This window comes from Candidatus Enterococcus wittei (assembly GCF_002140175.1).
Classification (GTDB): domain Bacteria; phylum Bacillota; class Bacilli; order Lactobacillales; family Enterococcaceae; genus Enterococcus_B; species Enterococcus_B wittei.
Genome location: NZ_NGMO01000001.1, coordinates 989,401 through 1,012,109, shown reverse-complemented (window position 1 = coordinate 1,012,109; position 22,709 = coordinate 989,401). Strand labels below are relative to the sequence as shown.

The 22,709-nt window shown below is 34.5% G+C and carries 20 protein-coding genes, 2 pseudogenes and 1 CRISPR repeat array; of the genes and pseudogenes, 21 read left to right on the top strand and 1 reads right to left on the bottom strand.

The genetic code is table 11. The features are described 5' to 3' along the window. Window positions 1-23: 23 nt before the first annotated feature. The 21 genes and pseudogenes from A5844_RS03910 to cas2 all read left to right on the top strand — a co-directional run bounded on the left by A5844_RS03910 (window position 24) and on the right by cas2 (window position 20,322). Window positions 24-330: pseudogene (locus tag A5844_RS03910) on the top strand (RNHCP domain-containing protein). A gap of 1,037 nt (window positions 331-1,367) precedes the next feature. Then, entirely contained in the window at window positions 1,368-1,865 is a 498-nt protein-coding gene (gene nrdR, locus A5844_RS03905; protein ID WP_086283964.1) for a transcriptional regulator NrdR, read from the top strand. 15 nt (window positions 1,866-1,880) lie between these two features. Then, on the top strand, window positions 1,881-3,260 hold the full coding sequence (locus A5844_RS03900; RefSeq protein ID WP_086283963.1) for a replication initiation and membrane attachment family protein: 1,380 nt from the start codon (window positions 1,881-1,883) through the stop codon (window positions 3,258-3,260). Next, window positions 3,260-4,186 carry a primosomal protein DnaI gene (gene dnaI, locus A5844_RS03895; protein WP_086283962.1) on the top strand — a complete coding sequence of 309 codons (927 nt, stop codon included), beginning with the start codon at window positions 3,260-3,262 and terminating at the stop codon, window positions 4,184-4,186. Before A5844_RS03900 ends, dnaI begins: the two co-directional genes overlap by 1 nt. A 190-nt stretch (window positions 4,187-4,376) precedes the next feature. Further along, the gene (locus A5844_RS03890; RefSeq protein ID WP_086283961.1) at window positions 4,377-4,805 is read left to right on the top strand and encodes a lipoprotein; all 429 of its coding nucleotides are present in this window, start codon (window positions 4,377-4,379) and stop codon (window positions 4,803-4,805) included. 393 nt (window positions 4,806-5,198) lie between these two features. Then, window positions 5,199-5,903, top strand: a complete 705-nt coding sequence (locus tag A5844_RS03885) for a tRNA (adenine(22)-N(1))-methyltransferase (RefSeq protein ID WP_086283960.1) — start codon at window positions 5,199-5,201, stop codon at window positions 5,901-5,903. Further along, complete coding sequence (locus A5844_RS03880; protein ID WP_086283959.1) at window positions 5,894-7,018, top strand: Nif3-like dinuclear metal center hexameric protein; 1,125 nt, start codon at window positions 5,894-5,896, stop codon at window positions 7,016-7,018. The genes A5844_RS03885 and A5844_RS03880 overlap by 10 nt, the downstream gene beginning before the upstream one ends. A 13-nt stretch (window positions 7,019-7,031) precedes the next feature. Beyond that, a complete protein-coding gene (pepT, locus tag A5844_RS03875; RefSeq protein ID WP_086283958.1) occupies window positions 7,032-8,267 on the top strand; it encodes a peptidase T in 1,236 nt (411 codons plus the stop codon). Window positions 8,268-8,464: 197 nt separating this feature from the next. After that, entirely contained in the window at window positions 8,465-9,388 is a 924-nt protein-coding gene (locus A5844_RS03870) for a diacylglycerol/lipid kinase family protein (RefSeq protein WP_086283957.1), read from the top strand. Next, window positions 9,385-9,657 (top strand): DUF1294 domain-containing protein, encoded by a 273-nt coding sequence (locus A5844_RS03865; protein ID WP_086283956.1) that lies wholly within the window; start codon window positions 9,385-9,387, stop codon window positions 9,655-9,657. Before A5844_RS03870 ends, A5844_RS03865 begins: the two co-directional genes overlap by 4 nt. Window positions 9,658-9,667: 10 nt before the next feature. After that, window positions 9,668-9,814, top strand: coding sequence for a hypothetical protein (locus tag A5844_RS14780; protein ID WP_256924522.1), 147 nt, complete (start codon window positions 9,668-9,670; stop codon window positions 9,812-9,814). After that, window positions 9,750-9,998 carry a CRISPR-associated protein Cas5 gene (gene cas5, locus A5844_RS14775; protein WP_086283955.1) on the top strand — a complete coding sequence of 83 codons (249 nt, stop codon included), beginning with the start codon at window positions 9,750-9,752 and terminating at the stop codon, window positions 9,996-9,998. The genes A5844_RS14780 and cas5 (A5844_RS14775) overlap by 65 nt, the downstream gene beginning before the upstream one ends. Window positions 9,999-10,287: 289 nt before the next feature. Then, window positions 10,288-11,310 (top strand): lysylphosphatidylglycerol synthase transmembrane domain-containing protein, encoded by a 1,023-nt coding sequence (locus A5844_RS03855; protein WP_086283954.1) that lies wholly within the window; start codon window positions 10,288-10,290, stop codon window positions 11,308-11,310. A gap of 887 nt (window positions 11,311-12,197) precedes the next feature. Further along, window positions 12,198-12,959, top strand: a complete 762-nt coding sequence (cas6, locus tag A5844_RS03850) for a CRISPR-associated endoribonuclease Cas6 (RefSeq protein ID WP_179190532.1) — start codon at window positions 12,198-12,200, stop codon at window positions 12,957-12,959. Beyond that, window positions 12,952-14,631 carry a Cas8a1 family CRISPR/Cas system-associated protein gene (locus tag A5844_RS03845; protein ID WP_086283952.1) on the top strand — a complete coding sequence of 560 codons (1,680 nt, stop codon included), beginning with the start codon at window positions 12,952-12,954 and terminating at the stop codon, window positions 14,629-14,631. Before cas6 ends, A5844_RS03845 begins: the two co-directional genes overlap by 8 nt. Further along, on the top strand, window positions 14,624-15,511 hold the full coding sequence (gene cas7i / locus A5844_RS03840) for a type I-B CRISPR-associated protein Cas7/Cst2/DevR (RefSeq protein ID WP_086283951.1): 888 nt from the start codon (window positions 14,624-14,626) through the stop codon (window positions 15,509-15,511). Before A5844_RS03845 ends, cas7i begins: the two co-directional genes overlap by 8 nt. After that, window positions 15,498-16,250: a CRISPR-associated protein Cas5 gene (cas5, locus tag A5844_RS03835; RefSeq protein ID WP_086283950.1), complete on the top strand. Its 753-nt coding sequence runs from the start codon at window positions 15,498-15,500 to the stop codon at window positions 16,248-16,250. Before cas7i ends, cas5 (A5844_RS03835) begins: the two co-directional genes overlap by 14 nt. A 9-nt stretch (window positions 16,251-16,259) precedes the next feature. Further along, complete coding sequence (locus A5844_RS03830; RefSeq protein ID WP_086283949.1) at window positions 16,260-18,536, top strand: CRISPR-associated helicase/endonuclease Cas3; 2,277 nt, start codon at window positions 16,260-16,262, stop codon at window positions 18,534-18,536. Window positions 18,537-18,545: 9 nt separating this feature from the next. After that, on the top strand, window positions 18,546-19,034 hold the full coding sequence (gene cas4, locus A5844_RS03825) for a CRISPR-associated protein Cas4 (protein ID WP_086283948.1): 489 nt from the start codon (window positions 18,546-18,548) through the stop codon (window positions 19,032-19,034). 2 nt (window positions 19,035-19,036) lie between these two features. Continuing rightward, window positions 19,037-20,035, top strand: coding sequence for a type I-B CRISPR-associated endonuclease Cas1b (cas1b, locus tag A5844_RS03820; protein WP_256924515.1), 999 nt, complete (start codon window positions 19,037-19,039; stop codon window positions 20,033-20,035). 5 nt (window positions 20,036-20,040) lie between these two features. Continuing rightward, window positions 20,041-20,322 (top strand): CRISPR-associated endonuclease Cas2, encoded by a 282-nt coding sequence (gene cas2 / locus A5844_RS03815; protein ID WP_086283947.1) that lies wholly within the window; start codon window positions 20,041-20,043, stop codon window positions 20,320-20,322. 184 nt (window positions 20,323-20,506) lie between these two features. Then, window positions 20,507-22,054: direct repeats of the CRISPR family, unit length 30 nt; unit sequence GTCTAAATCTAAAAATAGTGGAATGTAAAT. Window positions 22,055-22,114: 60 nt separating this feature from the next. Here the strand turns inward: cas2 and A5844_RS14770 are convergent. Further along, window positions 22,115-22,204: pseudogene (locus A5844_RS14770) on the bottom strand (helix-turn-helix domain-containing protein); the annotation flags it as partial. Window positions 22,205-22,709 lie beyond the last annotated feature (505 nt).

Genomic DNA, 22,709 nt, shown 5'->3' with positions numbered 1-22,709 from the left:
ATTTTATTTTTGGAGGAAAGCAAATGAGTGTAAAAGAAAACAGCGGATTTATCTGTGTGAATTGTAACAAAGAAGTACAAAAATTGACAAATGGCTCATATCGTAATCATTGTCCATATTGTTTATCCTCTTTACCCAGGGGATAGAGTAAGTTTATGTAAGGGATTGATGAAGCCTGTTTCATATAGATATAATTCTAAAAAAGGTTATCAAATAATGCATAGATGTGAAAAGTGTAGTAAAGAACAGTGGAATATTATAGCAGAAAATACCGTGCAAGAAGATGATTTCATTGGTTGGCTTAAACTTTGTGGAGTAGCATACAGATAAAATATAATAGTTCTTGTTAATAATAAATAAAGAAGTTCAATTTCCAAAGTGGTAATTAAACTTCTTTATTTTTTTGAAAAACCCCACGTAATGATTATTTTTGAATGCTAAATTGAATGCTATTTAATGAATACTGGGTGTAAGAAATGCTTAATGAATAGCTTATTTAATAATAAATTAAATGTATTTAAGCCATAGTTCGCTTTACTAATAAACGATCAGAGCTGTTATAACACCTGTCTCTTATACACATCTAGATGTGTATAAGAGACAGGTTATAACACTCTCTAAAAAACCGATATAAGTTCCAGTAAGAATATTCACAATAATGTTCCGTAAAATACATTGATTTTGTAAAGAGATCGCACTTTTTTCTGAAACTCTTCCTTGCTTCTTAGCTTTTTATAGACCTTTTCAAGCTGTGACGTATAAGAAATAAAGAGCATTTAAATCTCAAAAAAAAATTCAGGATGATTTGGTTTATTATTACATAAACAAGTGGGATTTAACAAACAGTCAGGCAAGTAAAATCCAAATAGACTTTATCTAAAGGGATTGAAGTTCTCATAAAATGGTAGCTAGTTACTTGGAAAATTTGATGAAGAAATAAGGAGAACGTTGTTAAGTGATAACTATCCTTTTGAAGAGAGGGGATGATTGTATATCCAAATAAAAAAATCAACAAATGTTCTTAAATGCTTGTTTTTTTGACTGGGAGAGTCGCATAGACGAAATATTTCATGTTATAATACAACTAGTAATAAGAAAACGGTCTAATCTCATGCTTTACGAGTAATAGACGTATCTATATTGGAATAGAAGTAGCACCTGTCTCTTATACACATCTAGATGTGTATAAGAGACAGGTCTAATCTCATGCTTTACGAGTAATAGACGTATCTATATTGGAATAGAAGTAGCACTATGATTTCTTTAGTAAATCACTGTTTCTTCATTCGAATGCTTTAATCATAGAACTAATTATTTTGGATTAATAACATAATAGTAAACTACTCTTATAAGAGGTGAAATCAAACATGAGATGCCCTAGATGTCAACATAATAGTTCCCGTGTGATTGACAGTCGTCAAGCAGACGATGGTCGTGCGATCCGCAGACGTCGGGAATGTGAAAAATGCTCCTTTCGCTTTACCACTTTTGAAAGGATCGAAGCAGCACCGCTATTAGTTATCAAAAAGAATGGCGAACGGGAAGAATTTAATCGAGATAAAATTCTGCGAGGCTTGATTCGTTCCGCAGAAAAACGTCCTGTAGCTATGGAACAAATGGAACAGATCGTGAATCATGTCGAAAATCGAGTAAGAAGTCTTGGTGAAAATGAAGTCTCCACTAACCTGATCGGAGAATACGTGATGGAAGATCTTGTGAATCTAGATGAAATTGCCTACATTCGTTTTGCCAGTGTGTATCGACAATTTAAAGATATGTCGGTTTTTTTAAAAGAACTACAAGATATCGTGGATAAAGCCAAAGACAATAATGGTGAAATAAACGAAAACGAACAAAAGAAATAAAGGAGGTATATTTCCTTGGAAAATGCATGGAAAGAGCTTCAGCCAAAAAATATTTACCAAGGAAGAAAACGCAGTCCTTTGAAAGAAGAGGGAAAGTCTGCCTTGTTATACCTTTATCAACCATTGATTGGTGGCGAAGCATTAAGTGTTTATCTTACGCTATTATCTGAGCTTTCTGAAGAAACGGGCGAAGGTCCAGAAGGTCTTCATGCTGATTTGTTCAGTAGTTTAAGTTGTGGTTTGCCTCAATTCTACGAAGCTAGAAAAAAACTTGAGGGGATCGGTCTTTTAGAAGTCTATTATAAAGAAGATCCAAGTTTAGGTTCCTGCTTCGTCTATGAATTGCTTGAGCCCATTGCCCCTGTCGATTTTTTTAAAGACTCGTTACTTTCCTTTTTATTATTAGAAAAAGTAGGAGAACGACGTTTTCAACAAGTAACAAAACGATTCGAGCCTAAGCATTATACAGTAGAAGGCTATCAAAAAATCACAAAAAAATTTTTAGAAGTCTATCGATTCAGTGAAGAAAACTATGCAGCTAATCAAGAAAAAGTGGAAAGGATCCAACAACAATTTGCTGATCTTCCAGCAAAGCAGTTACTTGATCCTGCAACACTGGACTGGCAATTTTTAAATGATTGGCTAAAAAAACAACATATCCAGTCGTTAAATGAAGAAACAGTCAAACAAGTGACGATGTATCAACAACTCTATGGATTTGATGAGTTAACATTAGGCAGTTTTATCCTACAAGCGTATGATTTTACTACAGAAGCGGTTTCTCTAAATGAGCTTCAACGGATCATAATGAACGATTCTAAAAGAAAAAAAATAGTCATTGAACACGAAACTGAACAAGGTTTTTCTACTCAGAAAGAAAGTATCATACAGCCAGAAAATGAGTTGCCTACAGCTGTTCATGAATTGATCCAGACTGCTCAAGAAACACCACCAATGAGATATTTAGAAGCTTTGAAAAAAGAAAAGGGTGGTTATGTTTCTAAACAAGAAAACTGGTTGATGCAAGACCTTATGGCACAGTCCGGGCTTTCAAGTAGTGTAATCAACATTTTGCTAAATTATGTTTTGGTCATCAAAAATCATGCCAGTTTGAATGCTAGTTTCGTCAATACGATTGCCAATGAATGGGCGCAAAAAAAGATAGCTACACCTGAAGAAGCTATCAAGCATATCCATCAGCGAAGTGTTGGTGCAAAGGCAAATAAACAAACAAAACAAACAACAAATCATAATTATCGACGAAATGTCCGGCGAGAAAAATTACCGGACTGGGTCAATCAGCCAAAAGATGAAAAACAAATTAGTCAAGAAAAAAAGGCAGAGATTGATCGTCGTTTTAAAGAATATCTTGCAAAAAAGGAGGGTGAAAGCTAGTGGAAGATGTAGGGAAAGAATTGAAGAAAATCATCAGTAAACGGAATTATCAAGAAAAATATTCGGAAATGATCGCAGAAGTGCTGAATGATCCAGACGTGCAAACATTTCTAGCAACACATCAAGAAGAGCTAACTCAAGCAGATATTGAGAAAAGCTATGCAAAATTATATGAGTATGTCCAAGAAAAAAGAAAATATGAGCGTAATGATCCTACAATGATCGCACCAGGCTATGAACCCAAATTAACGTTAAATTTTCATTATGTCGATGTGACGTATGTACCTACAGAAGCTTTGTTGGCACGTCAAAAACAAGAAGAGATCAGAAGTCGTGTCAAAGCCATGGACATGCCTAAAGACATACAATCTGCTTCATTTGAAAACTTTGAGCGGACAGATGGTCGCGGATATGCTAGTTTAGAAGCACTGGATTTTGTGGAGCAGTATACAGCAGATCCTAAAGGTTACCACAAAGGGCTTTATTTGGTCGGAAGCTTTGGGATCGGCAAAACCTATCTTTTAGGCGCAACTGCCAGAGAATTAGCCATTGCTGGTTACACAACGACCTTAGTTCACTTTCCAACTTTTGCTGTAGAGATGAAGCAAGCAATTGGTAAAGATCAAGTAGCTGAAAAGTTAGATGCAGTGAAACGTTCGCCCATTCTCATGATTGATGACATCGGGGCAGATGCTATGAGTAGTTGGATCAGGGACGAAGTGTTTGGTGTGATTTTACAATATCGAATGCAAGAGCAGCTACCAACCTTTTTCACCTCTAATTTTACCATGGCCGAATTAGAACAGCATTTAGCGGTCACTCAACGAGGAGATGAAGAGCCGTTAAAAGCAAAAAGGATCATGGAACGAATCCGTTATCTAACGAAGGAAATCGAAATGACAGGACGAAATCGAAGAAACGGTTAAGGAACAATTCTTATCAATTCTCTCTTGCTCGTCAATACGAGTCCTTTTCATCTACTGTTTAGAGTTTTTTATCAGTAAAAACCAGTTTGAAGTATCAACAGTTACGATGAAACGAATCCATTGACTTGAACAAATAACCGGATGAAATCATCAAAACGAGTAACGCAATAAATTACACGGAGGATGTAAGATGAAAGCTATTTTTACAGGTCTGCTTGCTGCAGGAGTATTATTAACCTTGACGGGATGTGGCAATGAAGAAGATCGTGCAGGTTCAATTGATTCGATCAGTGCTGAATCCACAGCAAACAGTAGTTCTGACGAACAAAAAGAAAGTATTTATGTAGGGAAGATAGAAAGTATCACCGAAGCAGAAGGTGGGGTCTACCAAATTTTCATAGTGGATGTAGAAGAAAAAGAAGATCCTGATAATATCGTTAGTTCATTCAGCAATGACGGTGTCATTTTGAATGCTTCAACTGAACAGATTGCCGGTGGAATTGATTCCTTAAAAGTGGGGGAGCAGGTTGAATTCAAACTAGTTGAGATGGCTATCATGACGATGTCGATACCGCCACAAGTTCCAGGAAACTCAATTATTGAAATTACTGCTCAATAAAAGGTATCAGATGTAAAGATAGGTTAGAAGAAAATAGGATATCTCACTTAGTAGATAAGAAAAAGAGTCCCAAATACTAATTGTTCCTTTTTGTTTTTCACTATTTATCAAAAATGATTTTATAAATCAGTTATTGTCAAAACTTTGTCAATAATTCTAGACCGCACACCAAAACTAAATATTTATGATGATTGGTTGTATTCAAGTGTCATAATAGTTGTGAGAAAACTGATAATATTTAAAAGAATAAGTGGGATTCTTTTCGAGTCCCTTTTTTGTCAATAATTTACGTATGTTATTTTTTGGGATTAAAGGTGTCATTCGTGCAGAAAGCTTTTTCAACGAAAAGTGATTCTGAAAAGAATGGGATATGTACGTTGGAGGAATGAAGTAATGAATCATACAGTATTATCAAAGCGTTTAGAAACAGTCGGAAGATTTGTTCCCGAGTCTGCTCGCTTGGCAGATATCGGCTCAGACCATGCTTACTTACCAGTCGCTTTGATGCTTAATGGAAAAATCAACTTCGCAGTTGCTGGAGAAGTAGTCAAAGGCCCTTTTGAGTCTGCGCGTCGACAAGTGAGGAAAGATGGGCTTAATGATCGCATCATCGTTCGTTTGGCTAATGGTTTAGATGCGATTGAAGAACAAGATGAAATCAATGCAGTGACCATTGCTGGGATGGGTGGATCATTGATTCGTGATATTTTAGAAGCGGGAGTTCAAAATAAGCGATTGAAGGGGAGCGAACGCTTGATCCTTCAACCCAATATTGGGGAAAAAACTGTCAGAGTATGGCTGAAAGAAAAAAACTATCAAATCGTTGCTGAATCGATTTTAGAAGAAAATAAAAAAATCTATGAGATTATTGTAGCAGAAAAGGCAGATAGTCCTGTCTCTTATTCTGAAAAAGAGTTGATGTTTGGTCCCTTTTTATTGAAAGAGCGAGATCGTGTTTTCCAAAAAAAATGGCAACGTGAGCTTCATCAACGGGAAGTGATTTTAGAGCAGTTGAAAAAAGCAGGTGAGCCACACAGACGAGAAACAATCCAACAAGAAGTGGATTGGATCAAGGAGGTATTGGCATCATGTCTATAAAGGGTCAAGAATTTATCCGAAAATTTGAATCTTATTGCCCACAGTGGTTAGCTGAAGATGGGGATCCTGTAGGTTTGCATATTGGCACGTTAGACAAACCGATCCAACGAGTGATGATGACTTTGGATGTGCGCCCAGAAGTAGTGGCAGAAGCCATTGATCAAAAGATCGACTTATTGATTGCTAAGCATCCACCGATATTCCGACCAGTCAAACGTCTTGTAACTGATTCACCACAAGAAAAGATGTATGCAGACTTATTGAAACATGATATTGCTGTGTATGCTGCCCATACAAATATGGATATTATCGAAGACGGCCTTAATGACTGGTTCTGTGAAGAATTAGGGCTAGAAGTGAAAGGCTATCTCGTAAAGACCCATGAACGGATCTATAAAAAACTAATTAGTTATATTCCTGTTGCTGATGCTCCAAGATTAAGGGCAGCTTTAGCAAAAGCTGGAGCAGGTGAACAAGGGGATTATGACAGTACGAGCTATACTTCAATTGGCCAAGGTCGTTTCCGACCAAAAACTGGTGCAAATCCAACAATTGGTAAAATTGGACAAGAAGAACAAGTTCAAGAAGCAAAAGTTGAAGTTATCTTTCCCGAAACAATCGAGCACCAAGTCTTGCAAGCGATGTATCAAAACCACCCTTATGAAGTACCAGCTTTTGATTTGTTTGCCATCGAATCTCCGTTGAAAACTTGGGGACTTGGGCGAATCGCTGAGTTACCAAAACCACAAACACTAGATGCATTTGCTGCGCATGTGAAAAAAGTTTTTCAATTAGATGGATTACGTGTCGTTCGTCCAAGCGAGACAGAACCAGAAATGATCAAACGTGTAGCAATTTGTGGGGGCAGTGGAGAGAAATTTTATCCTTATGCGTTAAAACAGCAAGCTGATGTCTATATTACAGGAGATATTTATTACCATACAGCACAGGACATGCAAAGTGCTGGTCTTTCTGCTATCGACCCAGGTCATTATATCGAAGAACTGTGTAAGAAAAAATTTGTTGAAAAATTCGAGACATGGAAACAGGAAGAAGATTGGGACATTGACTTTTATATCTCAACTATAAATACCAATCCATTTGAATTTTACTAAAAGGAGAATCGCTATGTACGAAAATCTATTACCTCGCTTTTTAAGTTATGTAAAGACAGAAACACGTTCAGATCCAACTAGTTCTACTACACCGTCTACTCAAACACAAGTAGCTTTTGCTCAAGTACTAAAGAAAGAGTTGGAAGAACTGGGCTTATCAGATGTCATCTATAATGAAGAAAATGGTTTTGTCATCGGAACACTACCAAGTAATATCGACCATCCAGTACGTTCAATCGGTTTCATCGCTCATATGGATACAGCCGATTTTAATGCTGTCAATGTGAACCCACAGATCATTGAAAACTATGACGGCGAATCAACGATTGTTTTAGATAAAGAAGAACGCTTTACGCTAAACACAAAAGATTTCCCTAATCTGAAAAACTATGCCGGACATACGTTGATTACAACCGACGGCAAAACTTTACTAGGTGCAGATGATAAAGCTGGTATTGCAGAAATCATGACTGCTATGGAAATCTTGCTCAAAAACCCAACGATCCCACATGGTGAGATCAAAGTAGCTTTTGGCCCAGATGAAGAAATTGGTGTTGGAGCGGATAAATTTGATGTAGATCAGTTCAATGTTGATTTTGCTTACACAATTGATGGTGGCCCATTAGGTGAATTGCAATATGAAACATTCAGTGCCGCTCAAGCAAATATCACGATTCAAGGTAAAAATGTCCACCCAGGAACAGCAAAAGATACAATGATTAATGCCTTGCAATTAGCAATTGATTTCCACAATCAATTACCCGCAGACGAAGTACCTGAAAAAACTGAAGGGTATCAAGGTTTTTTCCATTTAATGGCTTTGGCAGGCACACCAGAAGAAGCAACGATGAGTTATATTATCCGAGATCACAAACGAGATTCATTTGAAGCACGAAAAGCGTTGATTACTCATATTCAAGAACAAATGAATGCTCGTTTTGATCAAGAACGGATTGTTGTGGACATGTATGATCAATACTATAATATGCGTGAAATTATTGAAAAAGATATGAGTATCGTTGATTTAGCAGAAAAAGCGATGCTTGAGTTGGCAATCAAACCAGTCATCGAACCCGTTCGTGGTGGTACAGACGGTTCAAAAATCTCTTATTTAGGTATTCCTACGCCTAATTTATTTGCTGGTGGCGAAAATATGCATGGACGTTTTGAATTTGTTTCCTTACAAGTGATGGAAAAAGCAACAGACGTCATTGTTAAAATTGCCGAACTAAATACACAGAATCAATAAAAGAAGTGGTACACGTATGATGCATAAATAATAGAATGAAAAACGAATGCTATTTCATTTTAGATTCAAATTTTGGAGACTATACATGCATCCTATTGTGGAAATACGAGAAATCAAGAGACTAAATAAGCGGGGAAGATGAGTACTACTCTATCTATCCCCCTTGTTTTTGTAGGAAAGTTGGAGGTAAGGATCATATGGAAAAATTACTTGTTTTTTACAACAAAAGTTCAGGAAATGATGAAGGAGAAAAACTTGCAAAGTGGTTCCAATCATATGCTCAAGAACAAAGACCAGAATTATCGGTTTATTTGACGGAAACAGGACCTTCCATCAAAGATGAAACATTAGTCAAAAAGGCTCACGAACATGAAGTAGATACTTTAGTGATCATTGGAGGAGACGGAACGATCCATCATATTGTTCAAGCTTTTCAGGAGGAACTGGATCAGTATCATATTGGGTTACTACCAGGTGGAACCGTCAATAATCTGGCGAAAGTATTAGAGATCCCAATGGAAAAAGAAGAAGCTGCTGCAAACATTTTAGCGGAACATGTTCGTAAAATCGATTATGGGAAAGTAAATGATAAAGTCATCATCTCAACATTGACTATCGGTATTCTAGCAGATACAGCGGTTTGGATCAGTCAAAAAGAAAAACAACGCTATGGTTCTTGGATCTTTATCAAACGGTTTATTCATTTGCTTTTAAAAAAGAAAAAATATCATATAGATATCAAAACGGAAAAAGAACATTGGCAAGGGAAAACACAGTTACTTACAATTACCATGTCAAATTCTGTGGGGGGATTTACCGGCTTTGATGATTCTGCTACACCGGATGATGGCAAGTTCCATGTAACGATTGTTCCTTCATTGGATATTTTCCGCTTTGCTTTTTATTTACCACGGATCATCAAAGGAAAAATCTATTCCGTACCCGGTATCAATTATCTTACGGCAAGCCAAATGAATATCCAAGCAAGAGAAAAGAAAGTAGGTACTCGTACAGATGGTGATACTACCGATGACCTGCCAATCGAATTAAAAGTAATTCATAAAGGATTAGCAATGTATGTTCCTGAAGGTAGCGGTGAAAAACAGGAGGAAAATAAATGAGTTCATGGTTACAGCAACCTATCTGGTTTTATCTCTTCCTTGTGAATGTTTATTTGTTTTGTTTGATGGGGTATGATAAATATCAGGCAAAAAAAGGCGGTTGGCGTGTACCAGAAAACAATTTGATTTTTGTTAGTCTATTAGGTGGTGGCTTAGGAGGTTGGCTTTCACGTAAGGTCTTTCATCATAAAACAAGAAAAAAGAAATTTACGATTGGTTTTTTCGCAGGAATCATCATCAGTCTGATATTGATTTATTTCTTCCATTAAGGAGCCCTACATGTCTACTAAAGGAAACAAAATAAAAATCGTATTTAATTTACTATTATTAATAGCTATTCCTGTCTCTTATACACATCTAGATGTGTATATTAAGGGAAACCTACCCACTGCCACCTTTATCGACAGTGATCGGAATGGTCCATAAGTTGTGTGGCTATCAGGAATACGAATCCATGGATATTAGTATACAAGGGAATTATTTACATCTAGATGTGTATAAGAGACAGGGATATGTAAATTCTAGTTTAGCACTTCAATTCTCCAATATTTTAGATTCATTCGACATTAAAAATAAATTTTATTATTTACATTCCATTTTTTTAAATTGAAGGATAGATTAATCGTACCATTTTTTCTCGATCCAGTAAAATAAGATTCCATATTGATCAAGTTAGATCTAAAAATAAGCAGTTGATAAAAATGGAGTTTGTGAATGAATAATAAATAGTCGTAAAACTGCTTTTCTCATCTTTTGAGATAAAGGAGCTATGGTGGGTAAAACCCAGCTATTGTTGGCAATTATGATTTACTAATAGGATATAGACAGGTGAAATAATCATAAATAAAAAATCTCTCGTTATTAATCAATGCTACAATATTGTGATGGACTATTGAGATGTGTATAAGAGACAGGTATTTAATTTACTATTATTAATAGCTATTCTTGCCATTATTTATTATTTGATCAATCAATCTTTTGCTGCGATCTTTAATGAACTTGCTTCAACTAGTTTTCAAGTTCTTTTAGCAACGGTATTTTTTGGAACAGTGTATCAAATTGTTGAAGGTCGTTCCATAAAAGAAATTGCTCAACCATTTGCGCCTAAATTCACAACGATCAATGGATTTTGGACTTCTTGTTATATTGCTTTTTATCGCATTGTTTCCTTTGGAACAGGAACATTGATTTCTGAAATTTATTTTTATAATAAAAAAGGGATGAAATTCTCACAAGGAGCTGGCGTGACCGCACTTCATATGATCATGTATAAAGTTGCTGTGATTACTTATGCAGTATTTGGCTTACTCATCCAGTTTTCTCTTCTTTATGAAAACTCACCAACTATGATCTGGTTTATTATTGCTGGGATCATTTTAACCGCACTAATCATTTTGTTCTTGGTCGTTATTTCTGTTAGTTTGAATCTACAAGTGTTTTTTGTGAAAATAACGAATCGATTGTTCAAGAGTGATCGATTGAGAAATTGGGTTGATACTTGCAATAGTCAGATTTACTCATTAAGAGAAACTGTACAAACGATCATCAAAGATCCTACAGCTTTACTACGAATTTATTTTTGGAATATGTTGAAACTGATTTTTTGGTACATTATGCCTTATCTTTTCTTAATCGAAAATCATCCAGATCTTGATTTTTTGCTAACTTTCTCTTTCATTAGTTTTGCAGTCGTTTTATCAGGTGTGATCCCTACACCAGCGGGAATCGGTTCTTTTGAATTTGTTTATTTGTTATTGTTTCGACCAGTAGTAGGCACAGTGGATGCTGTCTCTTCTTTGTTACTTTATCGGTTTAGTTCTTTCATTTTACCTTTTATCTATGGATTCTTTTATGTAATGGTAGAAAAACGAAAAATTCTACACCAAGAAATCCAAGAAGTCAAACAGGAAAAGCGGAAATGATGGGAGAACAAAAAGACAAATGAGGGAACAGAGCAAGAATAATAGTTGGAGCTTCTAGAGTACAACGATCATCTATTCATTGACCTGGAAAAGTAATCAGTTTATTTTAAAAGGTATTCTTGTTGTCGCTTGATTGAGACAATAATTTATCTGAAAAAAATCCAATCTGCCAGAGTTAAAGGCTGTATTATTGGACTCTTATAGAGATAACGAGCGAGATGTTATAGGATTGGCTTCAAAAAATAAGGCAACCCCTTCGAAAGTTGAGAAATTAATTTCGAAGGAGGTGCCTTATTTCTTATTGTCTAGTCCTTATTTATTTTTTGAGAAGGATATGTAAATTCTAGTTTAGCACTTCAATTCTCCAATATTTTAGATTCATTCGACATTAAAAATAAATTTTATTATTTACATTCCATTTTTTTAAATTGAAGGATAGATTAATCGTACCATTTTTTCTCGATCCAGTAAAATAAGATTCCATATTGATCAAGTTAGATCTAAAAATAAGCAGTTGATAAAAATGGAGTTTGTGAATGAATAATAAATAGTCGTAAAACTGCTTTTCTCATCTTTTGAGATAAAGGAGCTATGGTGGGTAAAACCCAGCTATTGTTGGCAATTATGATTTACTAATAGGATATAGACAGGTGAAATAATCATAAATAAAAAATCTCTCGTTATTAATCAATGCTACAATATTGTGATGGACTATTGTTAAATAGTATAAATTAGATAAGAGATGTTCTTATATAAAAAATATACAGGTAAAAACTATCTATGTTACAATTAATCTATACCTAGTGAGGTACATAACAAGGGTATTGATATACCATCTATTTGAAAAGGAAGATTAGGAATAAGAATCTAAAATTGGAGGTAAAATGATGCGTTTCAAAGTTGAGTTGGAAATTTGTTCAATGTCTGAAGAAGTAACATTACCAATAAAGTACCAGTCCATTTTTTTATCCCTCTTAAAACGTGGGTTAGAAAATGCAGCACCCGAAGTTTACGAAGAACTATATGAACAAAACAAAGTAAAATTATTTTCTCAAGGAATATTTTTTAAAGGCGCAAAATTTGAAAAAGAAATTATCCGGCTTAGATCCCCTGAGATCACCTATTTATTCTCTACCCCTAAAGCAAACTTAGCGATGGCTGTGTACAATGCGTTTATTTTTTTGAAGGAAATGAAAACGTTTCCTTTGATAACTGATATAAAGATAAGTGTGAAATCAATATCCATGATTTATCAACATACAATTACAGAACGCCATGTGATTTTTCAAGCAGTATCGCCAATTTTGGCAAGGGATCATAATCGCGAAACAAGAAAAGATTGGTTTTTGAGTTTTTCTGATGAAAAGTATGAAACTGTTTTGAAACAAAACTTGGTGAATCGTTTGGTTCCAGAACTGGGAACTGGGATAAGCTATGATATAAAAAACTTGAACATTCAACCGTTGAATATGAAAAAAACAGTAACGAAAGCATATGAAAAATTTTATCAAGGAGCTATTGGAACAATCAAAGTATCAGGAGAACCTTATCTCTTGAATATTATCCGTGATGTTGGACTAGGATCGAAAACCGGATTGTATTTTGGGTATTTAAATCAACCAAAGCAAGGCGGTGAAATGAATGGATAGTTTATTGAATGATGCTGTTTTACAATTCCGCTTAAATTCTTGGATGGAAAATGTAGCGGTCTGCGGATTGGTTAACATTCTTGGTGAAGATAAGATGACAATCAAAGATCAAAGCATTGAAATAGCAGTAAAAGAATTACAAAATTTTGAAGAAGAATACTTTGCTTACTTTGTGAAACAATATAAAAAATTATCTTCATTGACTAAAATTTTAGCGTATGAAGAAGACATGAAACGCCATCAACAAGAAAATTTTGTTCATTTTGATCTCAAAGCGTATGAGAAATTACATAAATATCTTGCAGATTTAACACGCTATGGCAATAGTAATAGCTATCAGGCAGTTTATCCATTGATTGATTCACCAGTAGATATGGTTTCACTGATAAAACAAGCAAAGGTTGATAATTTAAAAAAAGGGATGTTTGATCAGAATAAAGTAAAAATAATTGAGCAGGTAAAAAATAGCTATCAAGTATTAACTGAGATCTTAACGTATTATCATCGGAAAGATGTCCAGCGGTATTTAGCAGCGAAAATCCAAATATACTCCGTTATTAATAATGGGTACAATAATGTGTCCTTTTTAAATAGTCAAGAAAGCAAAGGTGATTTTTATGTAAAGTATCATGACTACTTTGTAGAACCTGTGATGTCCTACTTAGCAGAAAATCATAAGAAAGATAAGTTAAGTTGTACAAATTGTAGTCGTCCCATAAAAAAAGGAAATATCTCTTATAGCTTTATAAACCAAGTTGGCTATGATGTGAATCGCAAGCAAAGTAATGCATGGGGATTTACCAATGATTTATTTATGTGTCCAATTTGTCGCTTATTGTATACTTGTGTACCAGCTGGCTTTACGTATGTCTATCGTCAAGGCTTATTTGTGAATGATAATCATACTGTTCAATCACTGATCAATGTTAATACAGGAATTCGGTTAAATATTTTAAACCTAAATAAAACAGAAGTGAAGACAACAGATACTTATGGTGCATTGATTCGAACATTACAAGACGAGATGAATCAACAAAGTCACCGAGAGTTAAATGATATTCAAGTCATTCGCTATGAGAATGATCATTATTATTTCAATATTTTACCAAAACATATTTTAAAGACGATAGATGCATCAAAAGAACAACTGTTAGATTTATTCAAGGCAGGGTTTATTATAAATGGAGAATACCAAAGTATCTACAAGGAGATCCTTAATCGTCTGATGAACAACACCAATTTATTTTCATTGATTCACCAAGTCTTGCGAGTAAAAATCTCGGGTGGTCAAGTGTATACCAATACGTATCAGTTGATGAAAATGATTGAGATTAATCAAAACTTTTTAAAGGAGCTGTTTCAAATGAAAAAATTGGAAAAAGAAAAATTAGATAGAATTCGTCAAGATGGTTACTTTTTTAAAAAAGAATATGCGAATGAAAATAAAGCAAATTCAATTGGGCTGAAATTACTGAATGCATTAAAGGCGAATAACAAAGATACATTCATGGATCTGTTACTGAATAGCTATATGTATTTGAATAAGCAAATCCCAAAATATTTCACAGAAATTTTTTTGGATGATGAATGGTTCAAAACAATCGGCTATTGCTTTGTCACTGGAATGATTGGAGAAGCACATAAGAATGAAGGAGGAAATAATAATGAGTAGAGGGTTAACAATGACGATGATTTTTTTAGCAGAGAGTGCAAATTATGGAGAGTCTTTAGGAAATGTCGCAACACTAAAAAAAATCACTCGTGGGAAGGGAGAACAATATACATATATCTCTCGTCAGGCCATTCGCTATAATATTGTAGAACAATTAGTGGAACCACTTACTTCTTTAAGCACAGAAGGAAGTGGAGCAAAACAGGTGATACAATTTGATCAAAAAGCCACAATCAATGACTATCCTGAAATCGATTTATTTGGCTATATGAAAACTGTAAAAGGGGATAATGCAGTGACACGTTCAGCAAAAGTACGCTTATCTAATGCCATTTCTCTTGAAACCTATAAAGGGGATACCGATTTTCTAACGAATATGGGATTAGCTGCTCGTTTGAGGAATGATGGAAATGAAAAGGCTATGAATTCTATCGCCCAATCAGAAGTCCATCGTTCATTCTATCGCTATACAGTTACGGTTGATTTAGATGAAATTGGCATCGATCATCAGATGGATAGTCATCTGTCCAATGAAGAACGAAGTCGCCGCATCCAAAAATTATTAGAAACGATTCAATATTTGTATCGTGATATTCGTGGACGGAGAGAAAACTTGCAACCGCTCTTTATCATAGGTGGCGTCTATGAACGAAAAAATCCTTTATTTGAAAATGTGGTTGATACCAATCAAAATAAAATTAATGTTGAAAAAATCGAAGGGATTTTGACCGAAACGATTCGTCAACATACATTTGTAGGTGTCGTGAAAGATGTTTTTGAAAATACAGCCCAAATCCAAGAAGTTTTACAAGCACAAAGCGTTCCTCAAGTTTTTGAAAACCTAAAACAGAAAGTAGCAGATTATTATGAAGGGCGTTAAATTAACTATTCATCAGGATATGGTCAATTATCGTCGACCCACAAGCTTTCAATTAAGGGAAACCTACCCACTGCCACCTTTATCGACAGTGATCGGAATGGTCCATAAGTTGTGTGGCTATCAGGAATACGAATCCATGGATATTAGTATACAAGGGAATTATTTCTCTAAAACTAACGATTTATATACACGTTATGAATTTAAAAATGGAATGAAATATGAAAAGAAGCGCCATCAATTAAAAGTAAATGAATATGGCGTAAGTCGTGGGATTGGTTACACAGAACTATTAGTCGATGTTCGTTTAATTTTGCATATTGTACCGAAAAATCAAGAAAAAGTAGCTGAGATCTATCAGTCTTTAAAATATCCTGTTGAGTTTCCTTCGTTAGGTAGACGTGAAGATTTGGCCAATTTTGAAAAAGTATCAATTGTAAAGATAGAAGAAAAAAAGTTATCACAAGATAAAGAGTTCAACCAACAATGGAGTGCATACATTCCTTTAAAATGGCTAGAAAAAGAGCTTGTTTCGATTGAAGCAACAGGAACGACTTTATCAGGTACGCGCTTCATTTTACCAAAGGTTTATGAATTGTATAACTTTGGAACGAAAAGCAAACCAAAGTTCAAAAGGAATTGGATTGAACAAAAAGAAGTCCTGTATTCCGATATTTTCACAATTCTTGAAGAAGAAATGGTTCCATTCGATGAAGAAGGGGATATTGTATTTTTAATCTAGGAGGGGAACATGAACGATCCATTTTGGGCAAAATCATCAGGAGAAACAATTATTCAGCATACAAAACAGTTACTAAAAAAATATGAAGAGTTAGAAGCTTGCTATCCCAAAATCCCTGTGAATTGGGAACTCCTTTATCTTGTATGTAAACATCATGATCTTGGTAAGATGAATCATTTATTTCAGGAGAAAATACGAGAAGGTGTGATGAAAAAGGAAGGAGAAATTCCTCACGCATTACTTAGTATTGCTTTTTTCCCTATTAAGCAGTTAAAAAAACTGTATTCTTTAGATGAAGTAAAAGCAGCCACCTATGCGATTGCCTTGCATCATGAACGAAATTTTACCCAGATTGAAGTCAGTCAATATGAACATGAAGTAACACTTTTAGAACATCCGGCAGAAGCTTTTCGATTTAAGGATATTGATATCGTGAAACCTACCATCATAAAACGACCATCTGCAAAATTTTATCGATTTTTACACAAACCTAGTAGCAACGAGGGGTATTTTGAAGATTATGTGAAGCTAAAGGGCTTATTGAATCGAATCGATTACGCTGCGAGTGGAGATTATGAGGTAGAATATCCAGCGAATTTCTTGAATAACAATCTTCCTAAAGTACGAGAAACTTGGCGAAAAAAACCTTCAGATCTGTTGCCTGAGTGGAACGAGATGCAACAATATGTTCAAGCCCATCAAGAGGATAATTTAATAATCATTGGGCAGACTGGTCTTGGAAAAACAGAAGCAGGATTATTATGGATCGGCGATAATAAAGGCTTTTTCACATTGCCATTACGTACAGCGATCAATGCGATTTACCAGCGAATCCGTGAAGGGATAGCCGATGAGGATCAGTATAAAAAGCAGGTAGGGATTTTACATTCTGATAGTTTGGCTGTCTTACTAGCAGAACAAGAAAAGAACGATGAACTAGAGTTGGATCAATTAGAAAACTACCTAACTGAAATTCGTGGATGGTCATTGCCATTAACCATTACGACTTTAGATCAAACATTCGATTTTGTTTACCATTATGCTGGTTTCGAACAAAAATTAGCAACCTTTTCTTATGCAAAAGTGGTAATTGATGAAATCCAGATGTATTCACCAGACTTGTTAGCTTATTTGATTAAAGGTTTGAAAGAAATTCAGGAGTTCGGTGGGAAATTCCTTGTGATGTCTGCAACATTTCCACCTTATTTATTAGATTTATTCGAAAAAAAAGGATTAAAGTGGACAATGAATGATCAACCATTCTTGGATCATCAATTGTTGGAAAGACATCACTTAAAAATTTTGAACGAGGGAATATCTGCAGAGACAATCATCAAACTCTATCATTCTAGAAAGTTATTAGTAATTTGTAATACAGTACGAAAAGCAAAACAAATCTATCAGGAATTGTCCAATCTAATCGGTGATGTACCCATTTATTTGATCCATAGTCAGTTCATTCGTAAAGATCGACAAAAAAAGGAAAAAGCTATAATAGAATTTGCGAAATCTAATGAAAACGGGATCTGGGTAGCAACACAAGTGGTAGAAGCTTCTTTAGATATGGATTTTGACCTATTGATGACAGAATTATCTGAACTCAATGGTTTATTTCAACGAATGGGACGCTGTTATCGAAAACGCTCATTAGAGTCACTTGAAGTTCCCAATGTGTATGTGTTTGACGGTGGGACACAGACAACGAGTGGGATTAGCTGCAGTGAACAAGCAGTCGTCCATCTGGAAATATTCCAACTCTCGAAAAATGCTCTACAGGAAAAAGGATCTGGAATCTATAGTGAAATAGTTAAAATGGATTTGATAAAGCAAACGTATACTACAAAACAAATGCAAGATACTGATTATTACAAACAGATAGTGAACATGTTAGGCTGGTTATCCGCAATCGAAGATGATGGGAAAAGTGTTGCAGAAGTACGTAAACTTTTTAGAAATATTCAAACTCGAAACGTTATTCCGGAAGGTATCTATAAAGACTATTCAGAAGAAATCGATCAACTTTTGGAACTCATTCCTCTTACCTATAAAGAATTAATTAATCTTGGTTATCAGAATCCAAAAATGAAAAAGCTGGAAATGAAAACAAGATTGGAGAATTATATGATGGCCATCCCTGAATGGTTGTTTAATAAATGTCAAAAACAAAATCAGGTTCGCTATGAACAGTTAGGTCGTTTTGATCATGTCTTTTTCGTTCAAGGAGAATATAATAAAAAGATAGGATTTCAAGTTTTGAAAGGTGAAGAAGAGAACAACTTTTTCTAGGTGATTAACATGAGGATTACTGGAAATATGATCAATTACTATTTTGTATGTCAAAGAAAACTGTGGTTATTTTCTCAGGGATTACAATATGAAGAAGAAAATGAAAATGTTCAACTCGGTAAACTAATAGATACTAGCAGTTACAAAGATAAACGGAAACAAATCATGCTGGATGGTACAATCAATATTGATTTTCTTGAGGAATGGAAAGTTTTACATGAGGTCAAGAAATCACGAGCGATTGAAATAGCCGCCATTTGGCAATTAAGGTACTATTTATATTATTTGCAAAAGAAAGGCGTCCTTGTAGAAAAGGGCTATATCGATTATCCAAAACTCAGAGAAAGAGTAGAAGTGACCTTAGATGAGAAAGAAGTGGAGGAGTTAGAGGAGATCATTCAATTCATCGAATCAATCATTATTCAAAAAGAGGCACCAAAAGCTGAAAAAAAGAAAATATGTGCAAAATGTGCCTATTGTGACTATTGCTTTATTTAGGAGTGAGCAAAATAGAAAGTTACTATTTATATTCTAATGGAATTTTGAGCCGTAAAGATAATGTTGTTCGAATGGAAACACCTGATGGACGGAAAAAAGATTTGAAAATTGAAATGACAAGAGATATTTATTTGTTTGGCGAAGTAACAACAAATACGAAATGTTTAAATTATCTTTCAGAGATGAAGGTTCCAGTACATTTCTTCAATTATTATGGGTATTACACAGGAACTTTTTATCCTCGAGAGAAGAATATTTCCGGTAAACTGTTAGTTCAACAAGTGCTTCATTCTATAGACGAAGAAAAACGATTACTCTTGGCAAGAAAATTTGTAGATAGGGCGACGGCGAATTGTTTACGTAATTTGCAATATTACCGTCGGCGAGGAAAAGAGGTAGAAAAACAAATTTCTGATATCGAATCGGTTAGGAAACGAATTTCTCGTGCTTACGAAGTGGACGAGTTGATGGGGCTGGAAGGGAACATTCATCAACTTTATTATAGTGCTTGGGAAACAATTTTTAATGATGAGGTTGAATTTAAAAAGAGAGTACGGCGACCACCAGATAATATGGTTAATACGTTGATTTCATATTTAAATATGTTAACCTACAGTGCATGTCTGTCAGAAATCTATGTTAGTCAGCTCAATCCTACAATTAGTTATCTACATAGTAATTCTGAGAGAAGATTTTCTTTGTCTTTGGATATCGCTGAAATTTTTAAACCATTGATTGTCGACCGTTTAATTTTTTCTTTGATCAATAAAAAGATTATTACTGAGAAAGATTTTGAAAAAGGATCTGTAGGAAATTACTTAAAGCAGGCTGGGCAACAAAAAGTCTTGCGCCAATTTGATGAACGGTTAAATCAAACAATCCGGCATAGAGAACTCAAAAGAAATGTTTCGTATCGAAAATTAATGCGCCTAGAATGCTATAAATTGATCAAACATTTCCTAAGTGATAAAGAGTATGAACCATTTAAAATTTGGTGGTGAGAAAAATGTATGTCATTTTAGTTTACGATATTTCTATAGAAGAAAAAGGAGCACGTGTCCTAAACCGTGTATTTAAAATATGCAAAAAATATTTGAGCCATGTACAAAAATCAGTTTTTGAAGGAGAGATTACACCAGCAAAGTTGAAAAAGCTAGAGCAGGAATTAAAAAGTTTCATTCGTGAAGACCTAGACTCCATTCTGATTTTCAAAAACTCAAATGAAAAGTGGTTAAAGAAAGAATATATCGGAATAGATACTACTGAATTAACTTCCAATTTTTTTTAAATATCTGTCTGTCGATAGGAAATTCACCCAAAAACTCCTAGTTACGACAGATAAATCAAAACTATGAAAATAGAAACTATTCATAGTAGTCAATGTTATCTAGTTCTAATTTAGAGTACTAATCATTGAGATCGACAGAAAAGAATCAAATAAACCGATTAGATCAGTATAGAATAGGAACGGAGTCTAAATCTAAAAATAGTGGAATGTAAATATTTGCGATTAATACCAACAAAGGAATTATTGATTGTCTAAATCTAAAAATAGTGGAATGTAAATGTCAGAGTAACAAAACGATAATGTGCAGCAAGTATAGTCTAAATCTAAAAATAGTGGAATGTAAATTGTGTACTTTGAATTAATAAAATCTTGAGCAATATCGTCTAAATCTAAAAATAGTGGAATGTAAATTCAGTTGCTAGAGCGTTGATAGTTAAATGTTTTTGAGTCTAAATCTAAAAATAGTGGAATGTAAATCCTTTACTGAATCATAACTTGTATTAAAATCGTCTAGTCTAAATCTAAAAATAGTGGAATGTAAATGCTAAATGAATTAGTTGGTACGGAGACGGAATCAGCTAGAGTCTAAATCTAAAAATAGTGGAATGTAAATACTGATCCTCATCGGCTATCCCTTCACGGATTCGCGTCTAAATCTAAAAATAGTGGAATGTAAATCGGACTGTTGATATCTCAAATGCAGTCCCTGGATCAGTCTAAATCTAAAAATAGTGGAATGTAAATTCGCGTAAGGCATCTACGAATGGACCTCCTAAATCAGTCTAAATCTAAAAATAGTGGAATGTAAATACGGAAGATAGTGCGGCAGCTAAACCTAGAATATCCGTCTAAATCTAAAAATAGTGGAATGTAAATGGTTAAAAAGATATGTCGAAGCAATATTAGGGTCATGGTCTAAATCTAAAAATAGTGGAATGTAAATAAGTATCGGATGTTGAACCGCAAGCCCCTAAAACAGGTCTAAATCTAAAAATAGTGGAATGTAAATGGAACTACTGCAAAAGAAGCAGCGTCCACGTTTAGGTCTAAATCTAAAAATAGTGGAATGTAAATATATTTTAGTGCCTCGAAAAACTGAAAACAGAGAACGTCTAAATCTAAAAATAGTGGAATGTAAATGTAAAAACAGTACCGCTCGAAACCGGAGTAGGCGGCGTCTAAATCTAAAAATAGTGGAATGTAAATGGAGAAAAAAGAACGTCGCAATTATCTAACTGCTAAGTCTAAATCTAAAAATAGTGGAATGTAAATAAAGAAACCTCAAATCTGCAATATGTGGCTGCTGAAGTCTAAATCTAAAAATAGTGGAATGTAAATGTCTTTTTTTGCCGTCAGACTTACGATTCTACGTCTGTCTAAATCTAAAAATAGTGGAATGTAAATGTCTTTTTCGGCCGTCAGACTTACGATTCTTCGTCTGTCTAAATCTAAAAATAGTGGAATGTAAATTCGATAAAATTACGCGCTAAATGAAGCCCAGAATAGTGTCTAAATCTAAAAATAGTGGAATGTAAATTTGACCGTGTAAGCTCCACCACCAGCTTTACTTTGCGTCTAAATCTAAAAATAGTGGAATGTAAATTTTTATTCCAAACTTCAATAACAACGCCATTTTTAGCTAAATCTAAAAATAGTGGAATGTAAATGGTGAAGGTTGTAGTCGAGGACGACCGAGTAAAAGGTCTAAATCTAAAAATAGCGAAATGTAAATGCGTGGACTGAAAGTTTTCTACCGATATGCTAGACGATGTGGAATTGATCAATGATCAGTTTTTTTCATGATTCTATAAACCGAAGAAACAGAAATGTTTGTTTGGTAGGCAATTTTGGCCATTGAGGTATTCTTCTTTAAACGAGTAAGCCAGTGTCTTTAAGCGCTGGCCATTTTAATGGGGTAATAGACCTAGTACCAACTATACTTTTAAAAGATGATAATGATTTTTTATTTTAACTAATATAGGCATGACTATGGATTTATCGAAGAAAATTAACATTAGATTTATACATGGATAACTTTGTGATTTATGAAACAACTATATACCCCTATGCAAAACGTGATTTTATTTTATTTTTGCCAAACTATATTATTTACATAAGGGAAAGCATAGCAATGTTTTTTAGTAAAGATTTATCTGTTAAAAGGCACACTTATTGGAAAATTTTTGCGGGGGAGGGAAATGAGTAGACGAAAAATGTTAATGTTTATTTTACTAGTGATTATTGTCAAACTGTATTTGTTTTGAGTAGATGTTATGAGTGGAACATCAGTGAATAGTGTTAAAAAACAGGATTAATCGACTTAACGGATACTAGTGAGACTTAATCCTACACCACCAGACAGTATTCATTGACCGACGAGGATAGAA